This is a genomic window from Tateyamaria sp. GN1-10, assembly GCF_055693845.1.
This window is the reverse complement of the sequence record NZ_JBVFUR010000004.1, coordinates 3992329-4015041: the sequence shown is the minus strand read 5'-3', so window position 1 is coordinate 4015041 and position 22713 is coordinate 3992329. Positions and strand designations below refer to the sequence as shown.

Genomic DNA, 22713 nt, shown 5'->3' with positions numbered 1-22713 from the left:
CAGAACCACAGGCCACACAGGAAAGTGTAGTGCGTTGATTTTCCGTGCGATGCAGCGAATAGTTCATCACGGCGGATCGGCAACGATCCGCTTGGATGGAGGTCGCGATGAATTGGGATCATATGCGCATCTTGCTGGCACTTCATCGGGCGGGCAGCCTGCGTGGTGCTGCAAGCGCGTTGAAAGTCAATCATGCCACGGTCGCAAGGGCACTGGAGGGGGCGGAGTATAGTCTTGGTACCCGCTTGTTTGATCGATCCGCACGCGGTTTGGCCTTGACCCAACCCGGTGAGTTACTGCTTCCGCATGCCCAGGAAATGGAGCAGCGGATGCTGGAAGTGCAGCGCCGCCTGACTGGTTTGGACAGTGTTCCCAGCGGCATTGTGCGGGTCAGTTTGCCGCCCTCGTTTGGTCACGGCTTTTTTGTGTCGATACTGGCAGAGTTCACAGAACTCTTTCCGGATATTCGCATTGATGCGGTGGCAACCAACAGGATTTCGGACCTGTCGCGACAGGAGGCAGACGTCTCAATCCGCGCGGCCAGGCAGATCGATGATGATCTGGTGGGGCGCAGGATGGTCGACTACGTCAATGCTGCGTTTGCTACGCCTGACTACATCTCCGCCCATCCTGATTTGGTATCTTCGCTTGGAGAGGGTGCGCATTGGATCGGTTGGGGTGCTGACGATATGTGGATTGCACACACTCCACTGCCAAAGGCGACGCCGCGCCACAAGTTGCCAGAAGTCTTTATGCAGACCGAGGCTGCGGCAGCGGGCCTCGGTATGGCATGGGTGCCCGCTTTCCTTGGTGACACGCATCCGGGTTTGGTGCGTGTTCCAGGCGTGCCGGTTGGTCCGGGGCGAAGTATCTGGGTGCTGATGCATGGGGATCTTCGCAACAGCGCGCGTGTCCGCGCATTTGTTGATTTCATTGCAGAGTGGATCGCTGCCCGAAGGTCGATGTTTACCGCCTAGCGGTCAGCGCGTCATGACTGTTCGTGCGCGATCACCTGAAAGAGATGCGGCGCTGCTTTTGCCATCGGCTGGGCGCAAGAGTGACGCCCTCTGGCCTTGCGCCTCGGGTACAAGAACGGCGCGGCGTGCAACGAACCGGCCAGTGTAGGGGCCAAAGTACACTGCTCGGTTGTCAGCGAAACTGGCCAATTGGAGGCGTTGGTCAAAACTGTGGCCCAAGCCAGCCAAACGGAAGCCGGGCGCATTTGCAACCGGTTCAAGATACCCCTCTACCGACAACTGCCGCAAAGTACCGCCACCTTCCCGGAAACGTCCAAACCGCAGCGAGTTGACCTGAAGGGTCCCGTGTGTGAATTGCCCCTTGGCAACCACGAACTGCCCGGCAATCAAGCTTTGCCCGCGAGGTGGAGCAATCGGCGTTTGGCCAATACTCCAACCCTCGGCCGCTGATCCTTCAAGGACGCCTGAGACACTATCTTCCTGGCTGGACGTGCGTTGCATCAGGCTTGTTTGTACCGATCCATCGGCTTGCCAAATCCCACTCACAGTGACCCGCTCGCCGACCAGTGCATTGACACTGTCAGCACCGTGCAAAGTTGTGCTGTTGACCGAAAAACCGGATCCGTGGCGCAACAGCATCCCGGTCAGCGGATCATCGATGTCGATGCGTTTCGCTTCGAACCGGCCGAGCCGGGCGCGGGCCAGCATTGTGAGCGTGCGACCAGGTATGAGCAGGGTGTCGTTGGTTCGTGCATTTGCGGAAAAAATACGAGTCGCGGATGTCACCTCGACCCGCAGGCCGTTCACAAGCACACTGCCGGTGCCTGTCATCAAGCCAACAATCCCGGTGCCGCCGATGCCTCCCTCAAACGGGTCGTCGGCGAGTTGCGATGTTGAGATGGCTGGAGAGCAAGCGGTCAGTGCGGTGCCGCACAACAGCCCAAGCGTGTTCCGTCTGGTCAAGCGCGTCACGTGTCTTGGGCCTTCTCTTCTGTTTGCGCGTCTGAAGCGTCTTCTCGATAGAAGTAAATGCCCAGTCGGTAGCGTTGTCGAGGGCCATCATGCCCTTTGCTGGCATGGTGAAAACCACTCGACTGCTTGTTCAAGTCTTCAAGAAGGGCCTGAGCCTGCTGGCGCGCCGCCGTTTCAATCGCATCCACCGCGTCTGGTGGAAGTTGGTTGTAGAACACGGCGCGTTCGAAGAACGGAGGGGTGTCGGCAAGCAGGTTTTCTGTTGCCGCTGCCAAATGGTCGCCCACATTCGCAGCAAAGAACGCTTCCTTGTCCGGCGCATTGCCAGTTCCGACGACGGCTTCTGCTTCAAGGTGTAGCAAGCCATCACTGGTTTCGGTCACCAAGCCTGCAAATTGCAGTTCATCCAATACAGTTCGCGGTCGCACATCTCGGCTGACGGATCGCACAAGCGTTTCAAAGTTCACGGCGTCATCTGACTGTCGCGGCAATGGTGTTGGTGCGCCACTGCTGTCGATAAAATCAGGTGCGGACATCCATTGCCCAATCACCGTCGCAAGAAGTGCACTGTTGCGACGAGTTTGGCCGGTCGTATCGGTGTCTTCAGCTTTGATGGTTCGGATGTCTTTGCGGTGCACGCCTGTCAAAAGGGCGATCCGGCTGTCGGTCAAAGGTTTGTCATCCAGGCGGAATGACTCTTCTGCAACCTCGACATAGACCCGTTTTAGCAAGCTGTAGATTGCTGGAGCCGTCAGGCCGCGTGCAATCATTGTACGCACCAGTGGTCGCAGTAATCCCCTGAGAACACGCAGAAATGCGTCGGATGCGTTGGTTTGCTCGCTTCTTGCCATACGTCGACAATATCGCACGTGGAAAATTTTTCCACGTAAAACCTTGAAATCTGACGGACCTGCGTCATTTCGCCATGCGTGGGAAATATTCCCACTTTCTATCCGGCCCCGCGCCATACCTTTGAGGAGACACACCTATGAAACGCCGTTCCTTTATGAAAATGACCGCCGTCGGCGCGGCCCTTGCCACTCTTGGCGCTTGCGCCGAGATGAATACTCAGCCCGATATCGTCGATACCGCAGTCGCTGCTGGATCGTTTAACACACTGGTTGCTGCCGTGCAGGCCGCCGATCTGGTCGATACACTAAAAAGCCCTGGCCCATTCACTGTTTTCGCACCCACGGATGAAGCGTTTGCTGCACTGCCCGCAGGCACCGTCGAAAATCTGTTGAAGCCCGAGAACAAAGATCAGCTTGTCAGCATCCTGACCTATCACGTTCTGCCGGGACAGACCCTGTCGTCCGACCTTGCCGGTCAACGTTTGAGCGTCGCCACCGTCAATGGCGCCAACGTCCACATCGATGGCCGCAATGGTGTGAAAGTTGAAAAATCCAACGTGATCCAGGCAGACATTCTGGCTTCAAACGGTGTGATCCACGTCATCGATCGCGTGCTCATCCCCTGATTTTCACAAACCGGAAGGACTGTGACAAATGTCTATCAACATGTTCACTTTTACCGGTTTTGCGGAAAGCGACCTGACCCAGGGTAACCTGGGTCACGGTACGGTTTTCACGCAGCCGGCTGTTGCGACACTCGAATTTGCCGTGTCCGATAATGATCCGTTCCTAAGCGGCGATTTCCTGGATTTCTCTTTGGATCGCCACGGACAGAACGCAGCGATCACATCGGCTGGTGAAGACATCGGCAATGGCGGCCGACTTTATGCTGAGCGGGTGTTCCATCTTCAGGACGCAGACGGCAACCAATACGCTTTGGTTGAGCTTGAACAAGAGCATAACAGCATGGATTTCTTCACCTATCGCGGGCCTGTGCCTCCGGCAGGGACCGAACTGACGGTGGTTGGCGGTGTAAACGTCGGCCATGTCCGATATCGGGATCTCGGCGCAGGAGACACCACGCAAAACATCGTTGCGATTGCGGCGGGGTCTGACGATTTCAACATCCTTGTTCAGGCGTTGACCGCCGCGAACCTTGTCGAAACGGTACAGAACCTGAACGACATTACGGTGTTTGCACCAACGGACGCGGCGTTTGTCCAATTGGCGGTTGATCTGGGATTTGACGGCGACACGTCGGACGAAAATGCCGTCTTCGGTGCAATTGCAGAGGCATTGGCCGGGCTGGCACCAGATGGGGACCCAATCCCGCTTCTCACAGATGTACTGCTCTATCACGTAGCAGCGGGCGCCCGGTCAGCCGAGGACATCGCAGCGGTCGGAGCCGTCGACACGCTTCTGTCCGGCGTGTCTTTTGCTGCTGACGGCAGTGAATTGATCGACGCCGAGCCGGACATCGAAAACCCCAACATCGTTGTGCCCGATATTGCCGCCACCAATGGCACGATCCAGGCCATCGACCGTGTGCTCTTGCCCATCGACATTCCGGGGAACACGCCGGAACCTGAGCCAGTGCCAACTCTGGCCGGGCTTGTCGCGGCCAGTGGCGGGGTGTTTGACGCAGACGGCACAGACTTTGATATCCTGTTGAATGCGGTACAGGCGGCAGGCCTTGCCGGAGCGCTGGATGATCCAGAGGCAGATCTCACGGTCTTTGCCCCCAATGACGCGGCCTTTGTTGGGTTGGCGCAAACCTTGGGCTTTGATGGATCGGACGAAGGTGGCGCCTTTGCCTACATCGTGGATGCGCTGACGTTGTTGAGCGCGGGCGCAGATCCAATCCCGCTTTTGACGGACATCCTGCTTTATCATGTCTCGCCAGGGGCGCAGGATGCAGAAGCCGTGCTGGGCGCGTCTACGTTGGATACGCTTCTGGGGGCAACGCTTGGGGTCGACGGCACGCAATTGGTCGACAACGACCCCGACCTGGCCGATCCAAACATCATCGAGGTCAACCTTGAAGCTTCAAACGGCATCGCGCACGTGATCGATGGCGTGTTGCTTCCTGTTGATGTGCTACCGGACAACGGGCCAGGGCGTGTCGATTTCATCATCGACGGTGATGGCCGATCCTTCAATTTCACCGGCGCGAATGACGACTTTGTCTTTGGCCGAGGTGGGAATGATCTGATCGCACTTGGTCGCGGCAACGATGTTGGTCTGGGTGGTGATGGCCATGATGGATTGCGAGGTGGTCGCGGCAACGACACCTTGGACGGCGGTGCCGGACATGATCGCTTGATCGGCGGGGCGGATGACGACGTTCTGACGGGTGGAGAGGGCGAAGACATCTTTGTGTTCGGCCGCCACAATGGCGATGACATCATCACCGACTTTACCCAGGACGAAGACACAATCGTGCTGCGCGGTTTCCGCGACCATTGGGACATCATGGACTTCGTAGAAGACGGTGAAACCGGCGCGGTCGTGAGCTTTGGGCGAACCACCATCACGCTGGAAGGGGTGAGCGCCGATCTGTTGTCGACGGACGATTTCCTGCTCTAGGCACCGGGGTCGTCAAAATCCAATGCGGTCGGCATCTCGGTGTCGGCCGCACTTTGCCCGTCAAGCCACCTGCCGCCCCAGGCTGTACACCTCGCGTGCTACTGCACCCCCATCCATTTGTGCAAAGCGAACGAGATCGGCTCGTTTGCCCACTGCAATCGCCCCGCGATCCTCAAGTCCGACTGACTTGGCAGGTGTACGGGTGACAGTTGCAATGCCGCGTGCCATATCGCCCCACATGTTCCCGAGTTGGACAGCGGACATTAGCAGCGCGGCTGGCACGTAGTCCGAGGACAGAATGTCGAGAAGGTCACGTTTAGCCAAGTCTTTGGCTGCAACATTTCCCGAGTGGGACCCGCCCCGCACCAGGTTGGGTGCGCCCATGATGATGGCGATATCTTTGTCTCGACACATTTCTGCGGCTTCCACGGTGGTCGGAAACTCGGCGACTGCGACGCCATGCCTTGCGGAAGTGGTCACTTGGTCAGATGTCGTATCATCATGGCTGGCAAGGACCGCGCCCAGTCGACCTGCCTCGGCAACCGCCGCCGCCTCATGCTTGGCTCCCAGCCTGTCCTGCAAATCTTGCAGCTTTTCGACATGGGCGGCGAACTCGTCTTCGGTGAGGTTGTTCTTGCCCATGACATAGGCTTTCATTTTGTCGATGTCGCGGAATTGGCGTTGACCGGGGGTGTGGTCCATCAAGCTGACGATCCCGACCCGGTCATCGGGCGTGAACTCTGCGAGCTCGTCTGTAAGGGTTTCCGAACAGATTTCGGCACGCAAATGCAGAAAGTGACTGATCTTGAGAACGCCTTGCGCGCGCAGGGCCAGCATTTCGGATGACAATTCGCGCGCATATTTGAGATACCGCCCCTTGCCGGATGGTATCGACCCGACACGCATGGCGTCGAAGACGGTGGTAATGCCAGTGCCCGCAAGTTCCCGATCATGTGCCAGGATCGCCGGTCCGTGCGGCCATGGCACTTTGGGACGTGGTGAGATGTGTCGCTCAAGGTTGTCGGTATGCAGTTCGATCAGTCCCGGCGCGAGGAAATCGCCTTCACAGTCCAAAGCCCCTGCAGGCACTGACGTGCCCGTACCAATTTCGGAAATCAGGCCATCGCGGAGGACGACATGCCCTGTGACCACTTCTGTAGGCAGCACAAGCTTGGCGTTGGCGAGGATCGTATCTTGTGTCATGTGCCTGTCATCTCGAACTGGAATGGGGTGGGATATGTTCAAGCGCTATGCCATCTACTACACGCCCGAACCGGGTACGCCCTTGGCTGATTTCGGCGCCGCATGGTTGGGCTGGGACAGCGCCGCCGGAGCTGAGCGCACGCACCCTGATGTTGACGGTTTGGACAGTGTTGCTGTCACAGCTACGCCGCGCAAATATGGGTTTCATGGGACGATCAAGCCGCCGTTCAGGTTGGCGGACGGAAAGACGGTGGATGAGTTGAAGGCCGCGCTGGCCGCGCTGTGTGCGGATGCGGCGGCCGTGTCGCTCGATAGCCTTGAACTGACGCGTCTCGGGCGTTTCCTCGCTCTGGTTCCAAGTGGTAATGCCAGTAGCCTTGGTGTTTTGGCTGCTCGCGCCGTGCAAGAGCTTGACGTTTTCCGCGCGCCGCCAACCGACACAGAATTGGCCAAGCGCCGTGGCGCCAATCTGTCGGCTGCACAAGATTCGTACCTTGTGCGCTGGGGCTACCCATATGTGCTGGACCAGTTCCGGTTTCATCTGACACTCAGTGGCAAGCTGGACAAACCTGCGATAGCGCGCGTTGAGACTGCCTTGGCCCCGGCCTTGGCAGAGTTCGAACTGTCGCCCTATCGGATCGATGGCCTGACACTGCTGGGCGAGGATAAGAACGGGTTGTTTCATCAGATACATCGCTACGCCCTGACCGGGTAGAGCGCGTTCAGCGCCTTTTGAACGGTGGTCTCCAACGTGCTTGAATTGTCGATGATGGTTGCCTCGATGCCGTCCGGAAGACCTGCGCCAACCCGCGCCAGACGCGCGGCAATGTCGGCATGGTCCTCGCGCCCGCGTGCTGACAGACGGCGCGCCAAAATGTCAGTATCTGCTGTGAGAGCCAGAACGATCAAACCGGGAAACCGAGATTGCGCCTGCGCTAACACTCCGCGCGACAAGTTGGCCAGCATGTCCTGACCTGACGCGAGGCATGCATCAACCGATGTCGGAATCCCATAGGATAATCCATGCGCTGTCCAAGACAGGGCAAATGCCTCATCGTGCTTCATCGTCTGAAACGTCGCTTCTGAAACACCGGCAAACACCTCGCCCCCCGACGTTGCGGGGCGGGTGATCACTCTGCGTACTAGGCCAAGGCGGGGGGCTGCTTTGGACATGGCGTCCATCACGGTGTCCTTGCCAACGCCAGATGGCCCAACAACGGCGATGAGACGCCCGGTCATGCGGCCCGCTCCGGCGTAAAGAGGCTGACATCAACCTCGCGATCACAGACCTGCGCGCGCGCGGCTTCATCATGGAAAATGCCAATGATGGCCGCTCCGCGTGCCTTGGCGCGCTCAATCAGCTCAAGCACGACCGCGCGGTTCGTTGCATCAAGGCTCGCTGTGGGTTCATCAAGCAGCATGGCCGGATAGTCATATGCAAACCCACGCGCGATGTTCACCCGCTGCTGTTCACCACCGGAGAAGGTTGTCGGACTAAGCGACCAAAGCCGTTCTGGTATGTTCAGCATCATAAGAAGGTCGCGTGCCCGTGCGTCAGCCTGTTCAGCGTCAACACCGACGGCGCGCAACGGTTCACTGACGACGTCGATGGTGGGCACACGCGGGACCACGCGCAAAAACTGACTGACATAGCCCAGCGTCTCGCGCCGCAGCGCCAGAACGTCGCGTGGCGGGGCAGAAGCGACATCGACATCTCCAACCATAATCTGGCCGGCTTGTGTGGTGTAGTTGCCGTAGATCATGCGCATCAACGTCGATTTTCCGGCACCCGATGCGCCAACCAAGGCCACGCATTCGCCAGCGCTCACCGTCAGGGATGCGCTGTGCATGACTGGAATGACTGCGCTGCCTTGATTGTGCAGAACAAAGGATTTGGCGACGTCTTCAACTCTGATCATGTTCATCTTCTTCTTGCCAAAAGCTTCGGGTTTGTCCTGTTCGTCACACCTGCAACACACTCGACACCAGCAATTGCGAATAGGCGTGTTGCGGATCATCCAGCACCTGATCGGTCAGCCCCGTTTCGACCACATGCCCGTCCTTCATCACCATCAACCGGTCAGCGAGCAGACGCACAACGGCCAGATCATGGGTCACAATGATCGCGCTCAAACCCATCTCGCGCACCAACCCGCGCAGCAGATCCAACAACCGCGCCTGCACCGAGACGTCCAAACCCCCCGTCGGTTCATCCATGAAGACCAGTCGCGGACCCGTCACCAGATTGCGCGCAATCTGTAGCCGCTGTTGCATGCCGCCTGAGAACTGTCGGGGGCGGTCGTCGATGCGGTCAGCAGCAATCTCGACCCGCCCCAGCCAATCAATGGCCTGATCGCGGATGTCGCCGTAATGGCGCGCACCCACGGCCATCAGGCGTTCACTAACATTCCCGCCAGCACTGACGTTCATCCGCAGCCCGTCTCGGGCGTGCTGATGGACAAAGGCCCAATCCGTACGACCGAGCATGCGCCGTTCCGGCTCACTCATCGTGACCGTGTCGCGCATTCCGTCTGTGCGCGTATTGAACAGCACCTGGCCAGTGTCGGGCGGCAGGTGACCGGCCATGCAGTTCAGCAGGGTCGACTTGCCCGACCCACTTTCGCCAACGATGCCCATCACCTCACCAGGATACAGATCAAAGCTTACATCCGCGCAGCCGACACGTTGCCCATAGAACTTGGACAGCCCTTCAACCTGCAACAATGGCGTCATTGGTCTTCTCCAATCGCTGCGCTGAACGCGGTTGGCGTCAAAACAATGTCTTCGATCCCCAGCACGAATGTGCCGTGCTGTGCAGCAGTTTCTTTCTTGATCTGCGCCCAGTCTTCATCGGCCATGAACGCGGCCCAGCGGTCTTTCATCTCGGCCTCGTCCTGCCAAGCCAGCAAGTAGACAAAGCGCAACCGGTCCTCAGTTTGCTCTGTCCACATTGCTTGGATACGAAACCCATATGTCTTCATCAGCCGCGCCGCATGGTCGCGAAAACGATCGAGGAACGGTCCTGTATTCTCTGGTGGAACGTCATAGATACGCAATTGATTGATCATACTGCATCCTCCTGAAGGGGTGTTCCTTCAGCGCCCACATGACCATTGGCTCGGCGCGCGCCGCAGTAGTCCGTGTCGGAACACATAAACATGCGACCACCAGCGTCGTCGACGATCAGCTCGTCCAAGTAACTGTCCGTCGATCCACACAACCCGCATGGATGATTGGCTTTGGTGGCCTCGAAAGGGTAGTCTTCAAAGTCGAGGCTGACCACCTGTGTGTAGGGGGGCAGGGCATAGATACGCTGTTCTCGCCCGGCACCAAACAGCTGGATTGCGGGCATGCTCAGCTTGGGGTTGTCGAACTTGGGAATGGGGGAAGGGTCCATCACATAACGCCCTTCGACTTCGACCGGGTAAGCATAAGCCGTGGCAATTGCGCCATGCGCGCTGATGTCTTCGTACAGCTTCACATGCATCAGCCCGTAGTCCTCAAGGGCGTGCATCTTGCGGGTTTCGACCTCGGATGGTTCAAGGAAGCGCAGGGGTTCCGGGATCGGTACTTGGTACACAAGGATCTGGTCGTCGGTCAGGGGCTCTTCGGGGATGCGGTGGCGGGTCTGAATGACTGTCGCCTCCGCCGTGGTTTCGGTTGTTTCCACTTCGGCAGTATGTTCAAAAAAACGTCGGATGGACACTGCATTGGTCGTGTCGTCTGCACCTTGGTCAATGACCTTGAACACGTCTTCTTGGGTCATGACGGCGGCAGACACCTGCACCCCGCCGGTGCCCCAGCCATAAGGCATCGGCATCTCTCGACTGGCGAAGGGCACCTGGTAACCTGGAATAGCTAAGCTCTTGAGGATCGCACGTCGGATCATGCGTTTGGTTTGTTCATCCAGATAGGCAAAGTTGTAGTCCGTCACTCGGCGGCCTCCTGCTGCTGGTTACATCCCATTGCCTCGCGCCGTAACTTACGGATCAGTTCAAGTTCGGACTGGAAATCCACGTAGTGGGGCAATTTGATGTGCTCCAGAAAGCCCGTCGCTTGGATATTGTCGGCATGGTACAGCACAAACTCTTCGTCTTGTGCGGGCGCACCGACGTTGTCTTCGCCCAGTTCTTCCCACCGAAGCGCGCGGTCGACGAGGGCCATCGAAATAGCCTTGCGCTCGGACATGCCGAACACCAGCCCGTAGCCCCGCGTAAACTGAGGTGGTTCGGTCTTGGATCCCTGAAACTGGTTCACGGTTTCGCATTCGGTGAGCTCGACCTCGCCGATCTCAATCGCAAAACCCAGTTCGGGGATATCCATCTCGACAGCGCAGGTGCCTATACGCAGCTCTGCCACGAAAGCGTGGTTGCGGGCATATCCGCGTTGGGTCGAGTAGGCCATGCCAAGGATGAACCCTTCGTCCGCTCGCGTCAGAGATTGCAGGCGCAGCGCCCGATCCGCCGGCAATTCGAGGGGTTCCCTTGTTAGATCCGGCGGACTTTCCGCGCCCTCCGGTTCCGGCTGGATCAACCCCTCGCGATCCAAATAGGACATTATGTGTGGCTTGGAGCTGTCATCGCTTTGGCGTTCGGGTGCGTTGGGCACATCCCCATCCGCGGCCAGTTTGAAATCCAGCAGCCGGTGCGTGTAATCAAAGGTGGGTCCAAGAACCTGCCCCCCGGCGCGTCCTTGAACGTGGCTGACACGCGGCGGTCGCAGGACATGCTTTCGGTGTCCACCGGCGCCGATCCACCAATTCTGGGCAGCGTGGTGCGATAGGCGCGGATCAGAAAGATCGCTTCGATCATATCGCCACGCGCTTGCTTGATAGCGAGCGCAGCAAGGTCCGGGTCATAGAGCGAGCCTTCGGCCAGGACGCGGTTCACTGCCAGTTTCAACTGTCCCTTGATCTGATCTACGGACAGTTCAGCCACATCCACGGGCCCGCGCCGTTCCTCGGCCAGCCAGGCATGGGCTGCGTCTATGGCCTTTTCGCCTCCTTTGACGGCAACATACATGTCAGGACACCTTTGTGCTGCGGGGCAGGGCAGCAATGTGCGCCCCGCATGTGAACATGAAGTCCAGCCCAAGAGGGAACAGCGTAGCATTGCGCTGGAACGTCCCCAGATCAGGCAGGTTGAGCTGCGCGACGTCCCTAATACCCGGCCCTTTCAGTGTTGCGCCTTCGGCCTTCAATACGGGCAGGTCGACAATGACAGTCGCCGACCGGTCGGGATATTCTGCGGTGCCAACCGCAAGATTGGACAGGTCGATATCCTCCCAAGTTCCCAGAACGAATTGTGCATCAGCGGCGTCAACCAAAGGCGCGCCTGTCTGAAACGTTATCCAATCGCGTACGGCTTGGACGTTGTAATGTCCCGCCAAGTGTACGCCAGTGTCGTGGTCGGCGAGGGTTATCAGAACGGTCCCTGCCGCGACGGACAATGGGGCGGGCGGCACGGCCCCCGCGACATCGCAAATCGTTCCAGGACAGGCCATGGCGCGCATGATCCCGCGAAAAGCCTGTGCGCTTTCCTGGGGCGGGTCGGTGAAGCCGCCTGCCAGACTTGAATGCTCCATCAGTCCTCCCCTCGTACCATTGTAAAGAAGTCCACCTTGGTCGCCGCCGCCTTTGCGCCTCGCGTCGCGCGACGTTGTTCAGCGGCTTTGCGCAAGGGCGCAATGATTGAGGCGCCGACGTCCATTGCATCAACAGTTTGCATGAGAGCGTCGGCCAAAGCGGCTTGCGTCGCATGGTTCTTGTCGCGTCCCTGAACATAGCCATGGCCCACTTCTCCGGAAGCGAGGCGGATGGAACAGCGCGTGACGGTCATTTCGCCCAGATTGAACGGCGCGCCAACTGCACCGGCGCGGCCACGGACCATCACGGCGCCAATCTCGGGGGCACGCAGCACCTCGTGTGCTGGATCGTAGCCAGCTTTGCTCCAGAGGTTTGCAAGGTCAGTCGCCGAGGCCTTGGACAACACCGATAACCATGCCTTTCGCGCTGCATTTGGGTCGCTTGATCCGTCCATCTATACACCTTGCGAAGTTGTCGAGATTCCTATACAACTAGACAAATAATAGGCGAGTCGCCTCGCCACGTCCACCGACTTGATGTGAAAGTTCCGTGACACATGGCGCGCACGCCCATCTGGAAATCCATTGCGGATACCCTCTCCCGCGAAATTGCCGATGGTCTCTACAGTCCTGGCGACAAACTTCCGACCGAGGCGCAGCTATCGGCCCGGTTTGGTGTGAACAGGCATACGGTGCGCCATGCGCTGTCTGCCCTGGTCAAAGTTGGAACCGTGCATACGCGGCGTGGGGCGGGTGCATTTGTTGCGCAAACGCCGACCGACTATCCGATTGGTCGACGCGTGCGCTTCCACCAAAACCTCAGGGCCGCTGGCCGCACCCCGGCCAAACAGGTTCTATCGGTTATTACCCGCCTTGCCAGCTCCAAAGAGCAGGAGGCGTTGCAGCTTGAAGAAGCCGCGCAGGTGCATGTTTATGACGGCCTCAGCTTTGCCGATGATCAACCCATCGCGCTGTTCTGTTCGATCTTCCCCGCTGCGCGGTTTCCTGACCTTCCGAGGGCTTTGGAAGCGTCGGGCTCGGTCACCGCGGCGCTGAAGGCTGGTAAGGTCTCCGACTACACACGCGCATGGACGCGATTGACCGCCACAGCCGCGACGGCAACGCAGGCCCTTAACCTCCGACTTGCCGAAGGGGCGCCTTTGTTGCGCAGTGTTGGCGTAAATGCCGACCTGACCGGGCAACCGATTGAACTGGGGCGGACATGGTTCGCCGGGGACCGCGTTACGCTGACCTTGTCAGACGACATGTGAAAGTTCTGCGATGTCACGGCGCTGACATATCCACAGGCTATTCTATCCAGACGAGTATCAGCACAAGTGTTCGAGCAGATTGATGCACCAGTCTTATCCTTCCATGCGCTTTGTCGGTGCACGCGTTTTGCGCGGTGATGCGTTGGTCGATGCACCCGTTAGTGTCGCAGACGGCATGCTGGTCGATGCGGCGGATCGTGATTTGAACCTGCACGGATACCTGGTTATGCCGGGCATCATTGATTTGCACGGCGACGCATTCGAGCATCACATGGCGCCACGGCCGTCAGCACCTTTCCCATTGCAAACTGGCCTCGTCGGGACCGACCGAGATGCTGCCGCCAATGGCGTAACGACGGCCTGGATGGCCCAAAGCTGGAGCTGGGAAGGCGGTCACCGCAGCCCGGACTATGCCGAAGCGTTCCTTGCCGCCCTCGCGGCCTATCGCCCGCAGATGCAGACCGACCTTCGTGTGCAGATCCGGTGTGAAACGCACACGATGGACCATCAGGATCGATTGCTGGCTGCGATCCGGGAGCATGGGATCGACTATGTTATCTTCAACAACCATCTCGACGAGGCCGTTGAGCTGGCAACTGCCAAGCCGGAGGCAATAACCGTCTGGGCGGCCAAATCAGGGCGCACGCCGGATGAGCATATGGTCCTGGTCAGGGCAGCCAAGGAGCGGGACAAGGATGTTCCCCGGTATTTGTGCAATCTCGCCTCAGCCTTTGATCGTCTCGGTGTGACGTATGGGAGCCATGATGATCAGGATGCTGCCACCCGTGAACGCTATTCCATGATCGGGGCAAAGGTTTGTGAGTTTCCAACCTCCATGAAGGCCGCGGTCGTCGCCCGCACATGGGGAGACCCGATCCTCATGGGCGCTCCAAACGTGGTGCGTGGTGGCAGTCAGTCAAACAACATTGCGGCTGCCACGCTGATCAGCGAAAGCGCGTGTGATGCGCTTGTGTCCGACTACTACTATCCCGCCTTGGCGCAAGCCGCATTTACCTTGGCCGACCAAGGTCTGCGGAGCCTGTCTTCCGCTTGGGGCATGATTTCGTCCCGCCCGGCCCAGATCATGGGGCTGGATGATCGCGGCACCCTGGACGTCGGAAAGCGTGCGGATCTGACCATCATCAATATCGACACACGTCAGATAGAAGCGACCATGGCGGGTGGTCGTTGGACACATCTGTGTGGTGATGTTGCTAACCGCGTCAGTGCGCTGCATGCGTCGCTGTCGGTCGCAGCGGAATAGCTCAGAGGCGTTCGTATTTTTCCAGAAAGGCTTCGGCGTTCAGGTGGCGGAAGTCATCAAGCCTTGTGCGCAAGGTGGCGTGATCCCAATCCCACCATGCCAATGCCATCATGCGATCCGCGACACCCGGCGCATACCGGTCGCGGAGTTTGCTGGCGGTGACCCCGCCCACGATGGTGTAAGGGGCCACGTTCTTGGTCACAATGGCGCCGGATGCGATGACGGCACCATGGCCGATGGTCACGTCGGGCTTGATTTGCGCGTTGTGGCCAATCCACGTGTCATGCCCGACAAAGGCGCGCCGTGACGCCCGATGTGCGAACCAATCAGCGTCATCTTCCGCATCGTTCCAATAACTGGCCGAACGATACATAAAATGGTGCAGGGATGCGCGATCCAACGGGTGGTCTGTCGCCCCGATGCGGACGAAGCTGGCGATGTTGGCGAACTTGCCTACCGTCACGTTTGCCAAATCGCAAAACCGATCACAATAACTGTAATCGCCCATCTCCACTTGTGCGAGCCGAGTGTTCTGACCGATCTGGGTGTATCGCCCCAGCGTTGTGTTCACGGCTTCCACTTGCTCATGCAAGTATGGCTCTTCGCGCAGTCGTGGGATCAATGTCCGTCTTTACCCCCTGTGATCAGCTTGCGCCGCAGCAATCCCGATAGCCAGTCCATAAAAACGACCATCACGACAATCAGCATAATGTAGTAACTAACCTCTTCCCAATCCTTCTGGGTGATGATGGCTTGTGTAAGCAATAGTCCGATACCGCCGCCAGTGATGGCGCCGATAACTGTGGCGCTGCGGGTGTTGGATTCAAGGAAATACAAAATCTGTGAAATCAGCACCGGCGTGATCTGCGGGATCACACCAAACCGGTAGCGCTGGATCGGTTTTGCGCCGGTCGATTGCACGCCTTCCATCTGCTTCTTGTCCACGTTTTCCAGCGCTTCCGAGAACAGTTTGCCAAAGGTGCCAGTGTCCGTGATCAGGATGGCCAACGCTCCCGTCAACGGACCAAGGCCAAATGCGCGCGACAGGATAATCGTCCAGATCAACGCATCCACCCCGCGGATAAAGTCGAACAAGCGCCGCGTTGCCATGCGCACAGCCACCAGTGGCGCAAAATTGCGCGCAGCGAGGAAAGCCAAAGGAAGCGCGACGATGGCCCCGCCCATGGTTCCAAGAAAGGCCATCAGGATGGTTTCAAAAATCGCCCAGGCCACATCGCCATGCCGCCACATCTTGTTGGTCCAGAAGTCCTGCGCGATGGCTCCGGCCTCGCCACCAAAGGCGCGGCCGACCACTTCGCCGAACTCCAGGCCATGGTAGGGGCTGTCGAGTGTGAAAAAGAACAGTTCCCAGCCAACAAAATATCGGAACACCTCGGTGCGGTTGCGGGTGATCGACAGACGACCGGCTTCTGTCGTCACGGCCACGCGGTTCTTTGATGCGTTAACCCAGTTTGGAATGTCGCCCGTCGGGTAATCCTGGATGACGCCTTGTGATCGGGACACTTTGAACGTCATCAGCCCATATCCGGGCACGTTGTATGTTACGCCATTGTTCTCGGGCAGGTAGGTGACGATATGACCGCCTCCCAGATCAATGATTGTCTCTTCGCCAAGTGCCACCCAGTCCGGGCTCGCCCCTTCGGGATAGGCCCCTTTGCTTTCACCCTCGATTGCGACACGCACCGTGCCATTTCGGTTGTCGCGGGTCACATGGACCTTGTGACTGTAGGTGTCGGCCATCAGCGCGCGCGCATTGGCTCCGCTGGCCTTGGCAATCAGGTCGGGAACACCGAAGGCAAAGAAGACATAGGCCAGATAGGTCAGAACCAGAGCGGGCAGGGCAAAACTGACGATCCGCTTGCGGGACATCACACGGTCTGCGGACCCTTTCAGGTCGGCGGTGTCTAGCATGGTCATGCGCGGCGCTCCGATTTGGCCCCGTGGGTCAGTCGATCCCGGTAGTGGCTTGAGGTCTGGTCAATCACGACGATGGTGATGAACAACAGAAGGAAGATCGCAGCCGCTTCGTCGTAACGACCCTGCCCCCAACTGATGGCGTTCTTGAGCTCGTAACCAAGCCCGCCAGCGCCGACAAAGCCCAGAATAGCCGAGGCGCGCACGTTGATTTCAAACCGCAATAGCGCGTAGCTCAGCCAATTGGGTGCAACCTGAGGGACGATGCCAAGCGCCATCTTTTGCCCCCAAGCGGCTCCGACCGATGCCAGGCCATCAAGCGGTTTCAGGTCTGCATTCTCGTTCACTTCCGAGAACAGTTTGCCCAACGCGCCTGCAGTGTGGATTGCAATGGCAATCATCGCCGGAACCGGGCCGCCGCCCAGGATGAAGATAAGCACCAGCGCCACGACAATCTCGGGAATTGCGCGGCTGATGTCCATGATGCGGCGAAAGACCGGGATCAGAACGGGGAACCGCGCCATGCCGCGTGTTGACAACAGGGACAGGAAAATAGCTGCGATGGCACCGATCAAGGTGGCGGCGGCGGCAATGTTCACCGTTTCAATCAGGGCCGGAAAGAAGGTCACGAAATGGCCCGGCAACTCGGACAGTTTGCCACTCGCCTCGATCACCAGCTCCGCAGGGTAGTCGAAAAAGTTGTCCAACCCGCCCCAAAAAGATCCGGCATTGCGGCCCCCCGCGACAGAGAACCCGGCGACCATGAGCGCTATGAATATGATCAACAGAATAAATGAATAAAGACGCTTTTGCCGGGTCAACGCCAAGTAATCGTCTTGGATGCTGCCCAGATCGCGGATGCCCGCAGTTGTTTCTACCATGCCCTTACCCCAATAAATTACCGGGCCCCCAATTACTGGGGACCCGGCAGACACACACTTAAATCAGTTGGATTTGGCTTTACGTGCTTCGATGACAGAGACGTACGCCTCGTGGGTGATCGGGTCGAAGCCCAGGCTTTCACCGGCCGAGATGCTGTATGTGCAGTCTTTGTCCGTGTCGTACATGTTGTCGACCAGCGCGATCATCTTTGCTTTGACGTCTTCGGGTAGGTCCTTGCGCAGAACGATGGGACCTTCCGGGATCGGCTTGGATTTCCAGATTTGCACCAGGTCGTTCATGTCGATCAGGCCCGCGTCCACGGCTTTGCGCAAGGCGCCCGAGTTGTAACCGTCTTCCCAGTTGCCCTGGCCGTCTGCCCAGGTCACGCCAGCGTCGATGTCACCGTTGTTGACCGCAACGATGGTTTGCTCGTGACCGCCGGTGAACTTGACCTCGCCAAAGTATTCGCCGGACTCCATTGTGATCTTGTCAGCGGCCTGCGGGATTTCGATCGAAGGGATCAGATAACCGGAGGTCGAGTTGGGGTCACCAAAGCCGAACACTTTACCTTCCATCTCGTCCAGGTTGGTGATGTTGCTGTCGGCACGGGCAAACCCGATCGAATGATAGCCGTAGGAGCCGTCGAGGTTGATCTTGACCAGCACGGGCTCAACCGCGTCGGGGTTCTGCAGATAAGTCGCTGCATAAGACGAGGCACCCAGCCATGCCATGTCCAGCGTGCCACCAACCAGGCCCTGGATCACACCTGCATAATCGGCAGGGGCAAAGAGCTTGGTTTCAACGCCAAGAGTTTCCTCTGTGTAGGCGCGCAGGCACTCATTTGAATTCAGGCGATCCTGAGCGTTCTCACCGCCCAAAAGGCCAATGCGGAATTCGGTGATGTCTTCAGCCGAGGCGACTGTCGCCAGTGCTGTGGTTGCCAGGGCGGCAGCGATGATCTTTTTCATGGTTCTCTCCGTTGGAACGAAAAATCCCCGCCGGATGGGCAGGGACGAAGGTCAGACGTAGGCCTCGGCCTCCATCTTGGCTTTTTCCGAAGCGTCGAGTGTCTCGATCTCGGTCGAGGTTGCGCTCTCGGAAAACTCGGCGCCGGCGCCATAGATTTCGCGGGCCATGGATGTGGTCAGCTTGCCAGGCGTTGCGTCAAATACGATCCTGCCCGCCCGCATACCGATCACGCGGTCACAATAGCGCCGCGCTGTATCCAGCGTGTGCAGGTTTGCGATGACCATGCGGCCATCTTCCTCGTGGATGCGTCGCAGGGCCTGCATCACGACCTGTGCGTTCATCGGGTCGAGAGAGGCAATAGGCTCATCTGCAAGGATGATCTTTGGGTCCTGCATAAGCGCGCGGGCAATCGCAACGCGCTGTTGCTGACCACCAGAGAGGGCTTCGGCCCGCTTTGGTGCATGTTCTGCAATGCCCAGCCGATCAAGGATGTCGATTGCGCGATGAATGTCTTCGGTTGGGTACAAGTTGAACAGGGTCGCGACCGTCGACCGGCGGTTCAAAGTGCCATGAAGCACGTTCGAGACCACATCCATCCGCGGGACCAGGTTGAACTGTTGGAAGATCATCGCGCATTGGCTTTGCCACGCGCGCTTTGCCGCACCTTTCAGAGCGGTGATGTCCTGCCCTTCGAAATGGATGGTGCCAGACGTGTGGTCGGTGAGACGGTTCAACATGCGCAGCAAGGTCGACTTGCCCGCGCCAGAGCGTCCAATGATACCGATCATCTGGGGGCGGTTGATTTCTACCGATGCAGTATCAACTGCTATGTTCTGCCCAAATGCTTTGGTCAGCCGTTCGATCTTAAGCATACCATTCCCCGGTTTTATGCCCGGGTGTATCGGCGGTGTTGGATTCGAAAATGTATCAGATAAGCGAAATTTTTGTGACACGGCTGCGTGTCGCTACAGCGATGGACCATCCCAAAAGCCTGATTGAACACCTGCGTTCCGACTGACTTCGTCGCAGACAACATCCTTATAAAATCGGCGTCGTCGCACAGCATCAGAAAGACTGAATGCTGAGCCATGGCGGGATCGAACCGCTGCACTCACAGTGGCAGCACAGTAGACGCGCGCAAGTCAGGGCCTGACATTGCTGCCGCATTCTGCGTGATTTGCGAGAGAGAGGGATGGTGGAGCATAGCGGGATCGAACCGCTGACCTCCTGCATGCCATGCAGGCGCTCTCCCAGCTGAGCTAATGCCCCATCCTGTGTGGCTGTTTCCAGCCGTGCGCCGCTGATTAGGCGCTTTGCCAAACGGGATCAAGCGAAAAAGACCCCGTTTGGCGCATGCGTTTACGACTCGTCTTCTTCGACTGCCACGTCTGCCAGCTCGTCGAGCGGGACGTTGTCTTCGTCGTCGTCATCATCATCCAGCAGATCATCATCCAGCTCGACCTCGACATCGTCGTCGTCCAGCACCTGATCCTCCCCGTCCGCGACGGTCTTGGCCTTGTTTTTGGCCGATGCGGCATCTTCGGCGTCCGCCGCGATCATACGGGTTTTCGTGCTGTCGACCTCGACCGCATCACCGGTGTAGGGGCTGATGATGGGTGTCCGGTTCATATCGTAGAACCGTTTTCCGGTCGTCGGACATAGTCGTTTCGTGCCCCATTCTTCCTTTGGCATGTGTCATCCTCTTGTATGCGCGTAGCCCGGTATGGCGCTGTGAAAGCGGGTAAAAGGGCGTGCCTCGTGTTGCGGCGATTCTGGGCAAGTGCCATAAGGTCGGGACGGAGTCAAAGCCTTATGGGTAGGTGTTGGCCCGCGATGCGGAGATGGGATGGCTGAACGGGTACTTCAAGGACGCCCTGACATTGTTCTGACGTTGCGCCGGTCCACGCGGGCGCGGCGCATTACCTTGCGTATTTCATCCTTGGATGGTCGCGTCACGTTGACTTTGCCAACGCATGTCGCCGAGCGAGAGGCGTTGGACTTCGCGCGCCAGAAGGAGCTTTGGATTCGCAAACATCTGGCGGCAAGGGTCGAGGATGTGATTGTCGGCGCGGGAACACGTTTGCCGGTAGAAGGGCAGCAACGCAGCATCGCGCAAGGCACCGGTCGGCGGGTCGTGATGACGGATGACGCATTGCTGGTTCCCGGCACGCCAGAGACGGCCCCTGCTCGGGTCGTCGGGTTTCTCAAGGCGCGTGCACGTGATGTGCTGGCCGACGCCTGTGATGACTACGCGCAGCGGCTTGGCCGGTCCTACAACGGTCTGACCCTGCGCGACACGCGATCCCGCTGGGGGTCGTGTTCGTCGGCAGGCCGGTTGATGTTTTCATGGCGCCTCATTCTCGCGCCGTCCGAGGTGCTGAACTACGTGGCGGCTCACGAGGTGGCCCACTTGGAACAGATGAACCACTCACCAGCCTTCTGGAATGCCGTGTCACGCATTCACGGACCCTATGATGCGCAGCGTCGGTGGCTGAGGACTGAAGGTAACACCCTGCATCGCTTCCGTTTTGCCGATTGACCCGCGTCACGTCGTGTGATCACAAAAGATGATGCAGCAGGTTCCACGCACCCGAGACACCGCGTCCGCCGCCCATGACCGCGTTTATCGTCGTCTGCGGACACGCATCATGCATGGTGATATCGCCCCCGGGCAGGCTTTGACCTTGCGCGGGATCGGCAAGCAGTATGACGTATCCATGACCCCCGCCCGCGAAGCGGTACGCCGTCTGGTGGCCGAAGGCGCGTTGACCCTGTCGCAGTCCGGACGCGTGTCGACGCCAGAACTGTCCAATGAACGGATCGAAGAGCTCGCTGCCCTGCGCGCTTTAATAGAGGTGGAGTTGGCGACCCGGGCTTTGCCGCGCGCGCACCTTGCCCTGATCGAACGATTGCAAAGCATCAACGGCGCCGTGGCAGAGGCTGTCGCCCACCGCGACGCAGTCAGTTACATCCGTACGAACCTCGAATTTCACCGCACTCTCTATTTGCGGGCTCAAGCGCCTGCGATGCTGGCAATGGCGGAAACGGTGTGGTTGCAGATGGGCCCGACCATGCGGGCGCTTTACGGTCGGTTGCGACGGACCGAGCCGCCGCGATACCACCGCTTGATCATTGCAGCTTTGCGCGCGGGTGACGAACCCAGTCTTCGCCTCGCGGTGCGGTCTGACGTGACGCAGGGGCTGCGGATGCTGGCCAGCTGATCAGGCGGCAAGCCCGGTGCTGCCAAGGCTCAGGAATTTTTGCCTGCGGTCGCTGACGAGTGTCGCGCGATCCTTGCCGTCGAGTTCATCCAGCATTGCGGACAGGGCGTTGCCAACAGACGCAATGGTTGCGGCACGGTGTCGATGTGCGCCGCCAACGGCTTCGGGGATGATGCGGTCTGTCACGCCCAGCTGCTTGAGATCCTGCGCTGTTAGGCGCAACGCCTCAGCCGCTTCGCGCATCTTTTCCGCATCTTTCCAAAGGATCGAGGCACACCCTTCGGGGCTGATCACCGAGTAAACCGAGTGCTCGAGCATCGCGACCCGGTTCGCGGTGGCAAAGGCCACGGCCCCGCCCGATCCACCTTCACCAATCACCACGGACACCAGCGGCACACCGATCTGAAGGCACTTTTCGGTTGAGCGCGCAATGGCCTCGGACTGGCCGCGTTCTTCCGCCCCTTTGCCTGGATACGCGCCGGGTGTGTCGACAAGCGTGATGACTGGCATGTTGAAACGGTCCGCCATGTCCATCAACCGGATCGCTTTGCGGTAGCCTTCGGGACGGGCCATGCCGAAATTGCGTTCTATGCGGGATTTGGTGTCATTGCCCTTTTCGTGTCCAATCACGACGACAGGCCGATCATCCAGGCGGGCCAACCCGCCCATAACGGCGTGATCGTCTGCAAAGTTCCGGTCGCCCGCAAGCGGAGTGTATTCAGTGAACAGCGCTTCGATGTAGTCGCGGCAATGGGGGCGGTCTGGGTGACGCGCCACTTGGCATTTGCGCCAAGGCGTCAGGTCACCATACAGATCCTCAAGCATCTGTACCGCTTTGGCATCAAGCCCGGCAGCCTCGTCGGTGACGTCCATATCTTCGTTCTGGCGTGCGAGGGCCCGCAACTCTTCTGCCTTGCCTTCGATTTCAGCCAAGGGTTTTTCGAATTCAAGATACTGCGTCACGCCTGCGTCCCCGATGCGATTTTTCGCTATATGGCG

25 protein-coding genes, 1 tRNA gene and 1 pseudogene are annotated in these 22713 nt (G+C 58.7%); 8 read left to right on the top strand and 19 right to left on the bottom strand.

Annotation, left to right across the window (positions count from 1 at the left end):
• Nucleotides 1–107 precede the first annotated feature (107 nt).
• Complete coding sequence (locus ACZ1HN_RS22210) at nucleotides 108–977, top strand: LysR family transcriptional regulator (RefSeq protein ID WP_472729066.1); 870 nt, start codon at nucleotides 108–110, stop codon at nucleotides 975–977.
• Between the two features lie 3 nt (nucleotides 978–980).
• Here the strand turns inward: ACZ1HN_RS22210 and ACZ1HN_RS22205 are convergent, their stop codons facing one another.
• Complete coding sequence (locus ACZ1HN_RS22205) at nucleotides 981–1949, bottom strand: DUF5666 domain-containing protein (RefSeq protein ID WP_472729065.1); 969 nt, start codon at nucleotides 1947–1949, stop codon at nucleotides 981–983.
• The gene (locus ACZ1HN_RS22200; RefSeq protein WP_472729064.1) at nucleotides 1946–2917 is read right to left on the bottom strand and encodes a DUF6502 family protein; all 972 of its coding nucleotides are present in this window, start codon (nucleotides 2915–2917) and stop codon (nucleotides 1946–1948) included. The genes ACZ1HN_RS22205 and ACZ1HN_RS22200 overlap by 4 nt, the downstream gene beginning before the upstream one ends.
• Nucleotides 2918–2937: 20 nt before the next feature.
• Between ACZ1HN_RS22200 and ACZ1HN_RS22195 the strand changes: the two genes are divergently transcribed.
• Both ACZ1HN_RS22195 and ACZ1HN_RS22190 read left to right on the top strand, forming a co-directional pair.
• Complete coding sequence (locus tag ACZ1HN_RS22195) at nucleotides 2938–3426, top strand: fasciclin domain-containing protein (protein ID WP_299701766.1); 489 nt, start codon at nucleotides 2938–2940, stop codon at nucleotides 3424–3426.
• Between the two features lie 28 nt (nucleotides 3427–3454).
• Nucleotides 3455–5386 (top strand): fasciclin domain-containing protein, encoded by a 1932-nt coding sequence (locus ACZ1HN_RS22190; RefSeq protein WP_472729063.1) that lies wholly within the window; start codon nucleotides 3455–3457, stop codon nucleotides 5384–5386.
• 60 nt (nucleotides 5387–5446) lie between these two features.
• On the opposite strand, the gene ACZ1HN_RS22185 is transcribed toward ACZ1HN_RS22190, so the two are convergent.
• A complete protein-coding gene (locus tag ACZ1HN_RS22185) occupies nucleotides 5447–6589 on the bottom strand; it encodes an alpha-D-ribose 1-methylphosphonate 5-triphosphate diphosphatase (protein WP_472729062.1) in 1143 nt (380 codons plus the stop codon).
• 34 nt (nucleotides 6590–6623) lie between these two features.
• Here ACZ1HN_RS22185 and ACZ1HN_RS22180 point away from each other — a divergent pair, with 34 nt between their 5' ends.
• Entirely contained in the window at nucleotides 6624–7304 is a 681-nt protein-coding gene (locus ACZ1HN_RS22180; protein WP_472729061.1) for a DUF1045 domain-containing protein, read from the top strand.
• Here ACZ1HN_RS22180 and phnN read toward each other — a convergent pair.
• The 8 genes and pseudogenes from phnN to phnG form a co-directional block, all read right to left on the bottom strand.
• Nucleotides 7286–7828 (bottom strand): phosphonate metabolism protein/1,5-bisphosphokinase (PRPP-forming) PhnN, encoded by a 543-nt coding sequence (phnN, locus tag ACZ1HN_RS22175; protein WP_472729060.1) that lies wholly within the window; start codon nucleotides 7826–7828, stop codon nucleotides 7286–7288. The genes ACZ1HN_RS22180 and phnN overlap by 19 nt on opposite strands.
• On the bottom strand, nucleotides 7825–8508 hold the full coding sequence (phnL, locus tag ACZ1HN_RS22170) for a phosphonate C-P lyase system protein PhnL (protein WP_472729059.1): 684 nt from the start codon (nucleotides 8506–8508) through the stop codon (nucleotides 7825–7827). The genes phnN and phnL overlap by 4 nt, the downstream gene beginning before the upstream one ends.
• Before the next feature lie 43 nt (nucleotides 8509–8551).
• Nucleotides 8552–9322: a phosphonate C-P lyase system protein PhnK gene (gene phnK, locus ACZ1HN_RS22165; RefSeq protein WP_472729058.1), complete on the bottom strand. Its 771-nt coding sequence runs from the start codon at nucleotides 9320–9322 to the stop codon at nucleotides 8552–8554.
• The gene (locus tag ACZ1HN_RS22160; protein WP_299701787.1) at nucleotides 9319–9657 is read right to left on the bottom strand and encodes an NIPSNAP family protein; all 339 of its coding nucleotides are present in this window, start codon (nucleotides 9655–9657) and stop codon (nucleotides 9319–9321) included. The genes phnK and ACZ1HN_RS22160 overlap by 4 nt, the downstream gene beginning before the upstream one ends.
• Nucleotides 9654–10523 (bottom strand): alpha-D-ribose 1-methylphosphonate 5-phosphate C-P-lyase PhnJ, encoded by an 870-nt coding sequence (locus ACZ1HN_RS22155; RefSeq protein ID WP_472729057.1) that lies wholly within the window; start codon nucleotides 10521–10523, stop codon nucleotides 9654–9656. The genes ACZ1HN_RS22160 and ACZ1HN_RS22155 overlap by 4 nt, the downstream gene beginning before the upstream one ends.
• Nucleotides 10520–11610: pseudogene (locus tag ACZ1HN_RS22150) on the bottom strand (carbon-phosphorus lyase complex subunit). The gene ACZ1HN_RS22155 and the pseudogene ACZ1HN_RS22150 overlap by 4 nt, the downstream one beginning before the upstream one ends.
• 1 nt (nucleotide 11611) lies before the next feature.
• Entirely contained in the window at nucleotides 11612–12172 is a 561-nt protein-coding gene (gene phnH, locus ACZ1HN_RS22145; protein WP_472729056.1) for a phosphonate C-P lyase system protein PhnH, read from the bottom strand.
• The gene (gene phnG, locus ACZ1HN_RS22140; protein ID WP_472729055.1) at nucleotides 12172–12627 is read right to left on the bottom strand and encodes a phosphonate C-P lyase system protein PhnG; all 456 of its coding nucleotides are present in this window, start codon (nucleotides 12625–12627) and stop codon (nucleotides 12172–12174) included. The genes phnH and phnG overlap by 1 nt, the downstream gene beginning before the upstream one ends.
• Nucleotides 12628–12729: 102 nt before the next feature.
• Between phnG and phnF the strand changes: the two genes are divergently transcribed.
• On the top strand, nucleotides 12730–13443 hold the full coding sequence (gene phnF, locus ACZ1HN_RS22135) for a phosphonate metabolism transcriptional regulator PhnF (RefSeq protein ID WP_472729054.1): 714 nt from the start codon (nucleotides 12730–12732) through the stop codon (nucleotides 13441–13443).
• A gap of 82 nt (nucleotides 13444–13525) precedes the next feature.
• Nucleotides 13526–14707: an alpha-D-ribose 1-methylphosphonate 5-triphosphate diphosphatase gene (locus tag ACZ1HN_RS22130; protein WP_472729053.1), complete on the top strand. Its 1182-nt coding sequence runs from the start codon at nucleotides 13526–13528 to the stop codon at nucleotides 14705–14707.
• Nucleotide 14708: 1 nt separating this feature from the next.
• On the opposite strand, the gene ACZ1HN_RS22125 is transcribed toward ACZ1HN_RS22130, so the two are convergent.
• The 7 genes from ACZ1HN_RS22125 to ACZ1HN_RS22095 form a co-directional block, all read right to left on the bottom strand.
• Nucleotides 14709–15326 (bottom strand): LbetaH domain-containing protein, encoded by a 618-nt coding sequence (locus ACZ1HN_RS22125; protein WP_472729366.1) that lies wholly within the window; start codon nucleotides 15324–15326, stop codon nucleotides 14709–14711.
• Nucleotides 15326–16645, bottom strand: coding sequence for a phosphonate ABC transporter, permease protein PhnE (gene phnE, locus ACZ1HN_RS22120; protein ID WP_472729052.1), 1320 nt, complete (start codon nucleotides 16643–16645; stop codon nucleotides 15326–15328). Before phnE (ACZ1HN_RS22120) ends, ACZ1HN_RS22125 begins: the two co-directional genes overlap by 1 nt.
• A complete protein-coding gene (gene phnE, locus ACZ1HN_RS22115) occupies nucleotides 16642–17523 on the bottom strand; it encodes a phosphonate ABC transporter, permease protein PhnE (RefSeq protein ID WP_472729051.1) in 882 nt (293 codons plus the stop codon). The genes phnE (ACZ1HN_RS22120) and phnE (ACZ1HN_RS22115) overlap by 4 nt, the downstream gene beginning before the upstream one ends.
• 63 nt (nucleotides 17524–17586) lie before the next feature.
• The gene (gene phnD / locus ACZ1HN_RS22110; RefSeq protein ID WP_472729050.1) at nucleotides 17587–18492 is read right to left on the bottom strand and encodes a phosphonate ABC transporter substrate-binding protein; all 906 of its coding nucleotides are present in this window, start codon (nucleotides 18490–18492) and stop codon (nucleotides 17587–17589) included.
• 51 nt (nucleotides 18493–18543) lie between these two features.
• Nucleotides 18544–19365 (bottom strand): phosphonate ABC transporter ATP-binding protein, encoded by an 822-nt coding sequence (phnC, locus tag ACZ1HN_RS22105; protein WP_472729049.1) that lies wholly within the window; start codon nucleotides 19363–19365, stop codon nucleotides 18544–18546.
• A gap of 321 nt (nucleotides 19366–19686) precedes the next feature.
• Nucleotides 19687–19762: transfer RNA gene (locus ACZ1HN_RS22100), tRNA-Ala, on the bottom strand.
• A 90-nt stretch (nucleotides 19763–19852) separates the two neighbouring features.
• Nucleotides 19853–20185: a TIGR02300 family protein gene (locus tag ACZ1HN_RS22095; protein WP_299208668.1), complete on the bottom strand. Its 333-nt coding sequence runs from the start codon at nucleotides 20183–20185 to the stop codon at nucleotides 19853–19855.
• 154 nt (nucleotides 20186–20339) lie between these two features.
• Here ACZ1HN_RS22095 and ACZ1HN_RS22090 point away from each other — a divergent pair, with 154 nt between their 5' ends.
• Nucleotides 20340–21032: a M48 family metallopeptidase gene (locus tag ACZ1HN_RS22090; protein WP_472729048.1), complete on the top strand. Its 693-nt coding sequence runs from the start codon at nucleotides 20340–20342 to the stop codon at nucleotides 21030–21032.
• 31 nt (nucleotides 21033–21063) lie between these two features.
• Nucleotides 21064–21714 carry a GntR family transcriptional regulator gene (locus ACZ1HN_RS22085; protein ID WP_299208830.1) on the top strand — a complete coding sequence of 217 codons (651 nt, stop codon included), beginning with the start codon at nucleotides 21064–21066 and terminating at the stop codon, nucleotides 21712–21714.
• Here ACZ1HN_RS22085 and ACZ1HN_RS22080 read toward each other — a convergent pair whose 3' ends face one another.
• Nucleotides 21715–22677, bottom strand: a complete 963-nt coding sequence (locus ACZ1HN_RS22080; protein ID WP_472729047.1) for an acetyl-CoA carboxylase carboxyltransferase subunit alpha — start codon at nucleotides 22675–22677, stop codon at nucleotides 21715–21717.
• Between the last annotated feature and the right edge of the window lie 36 nt (nucleotides 22678–22713).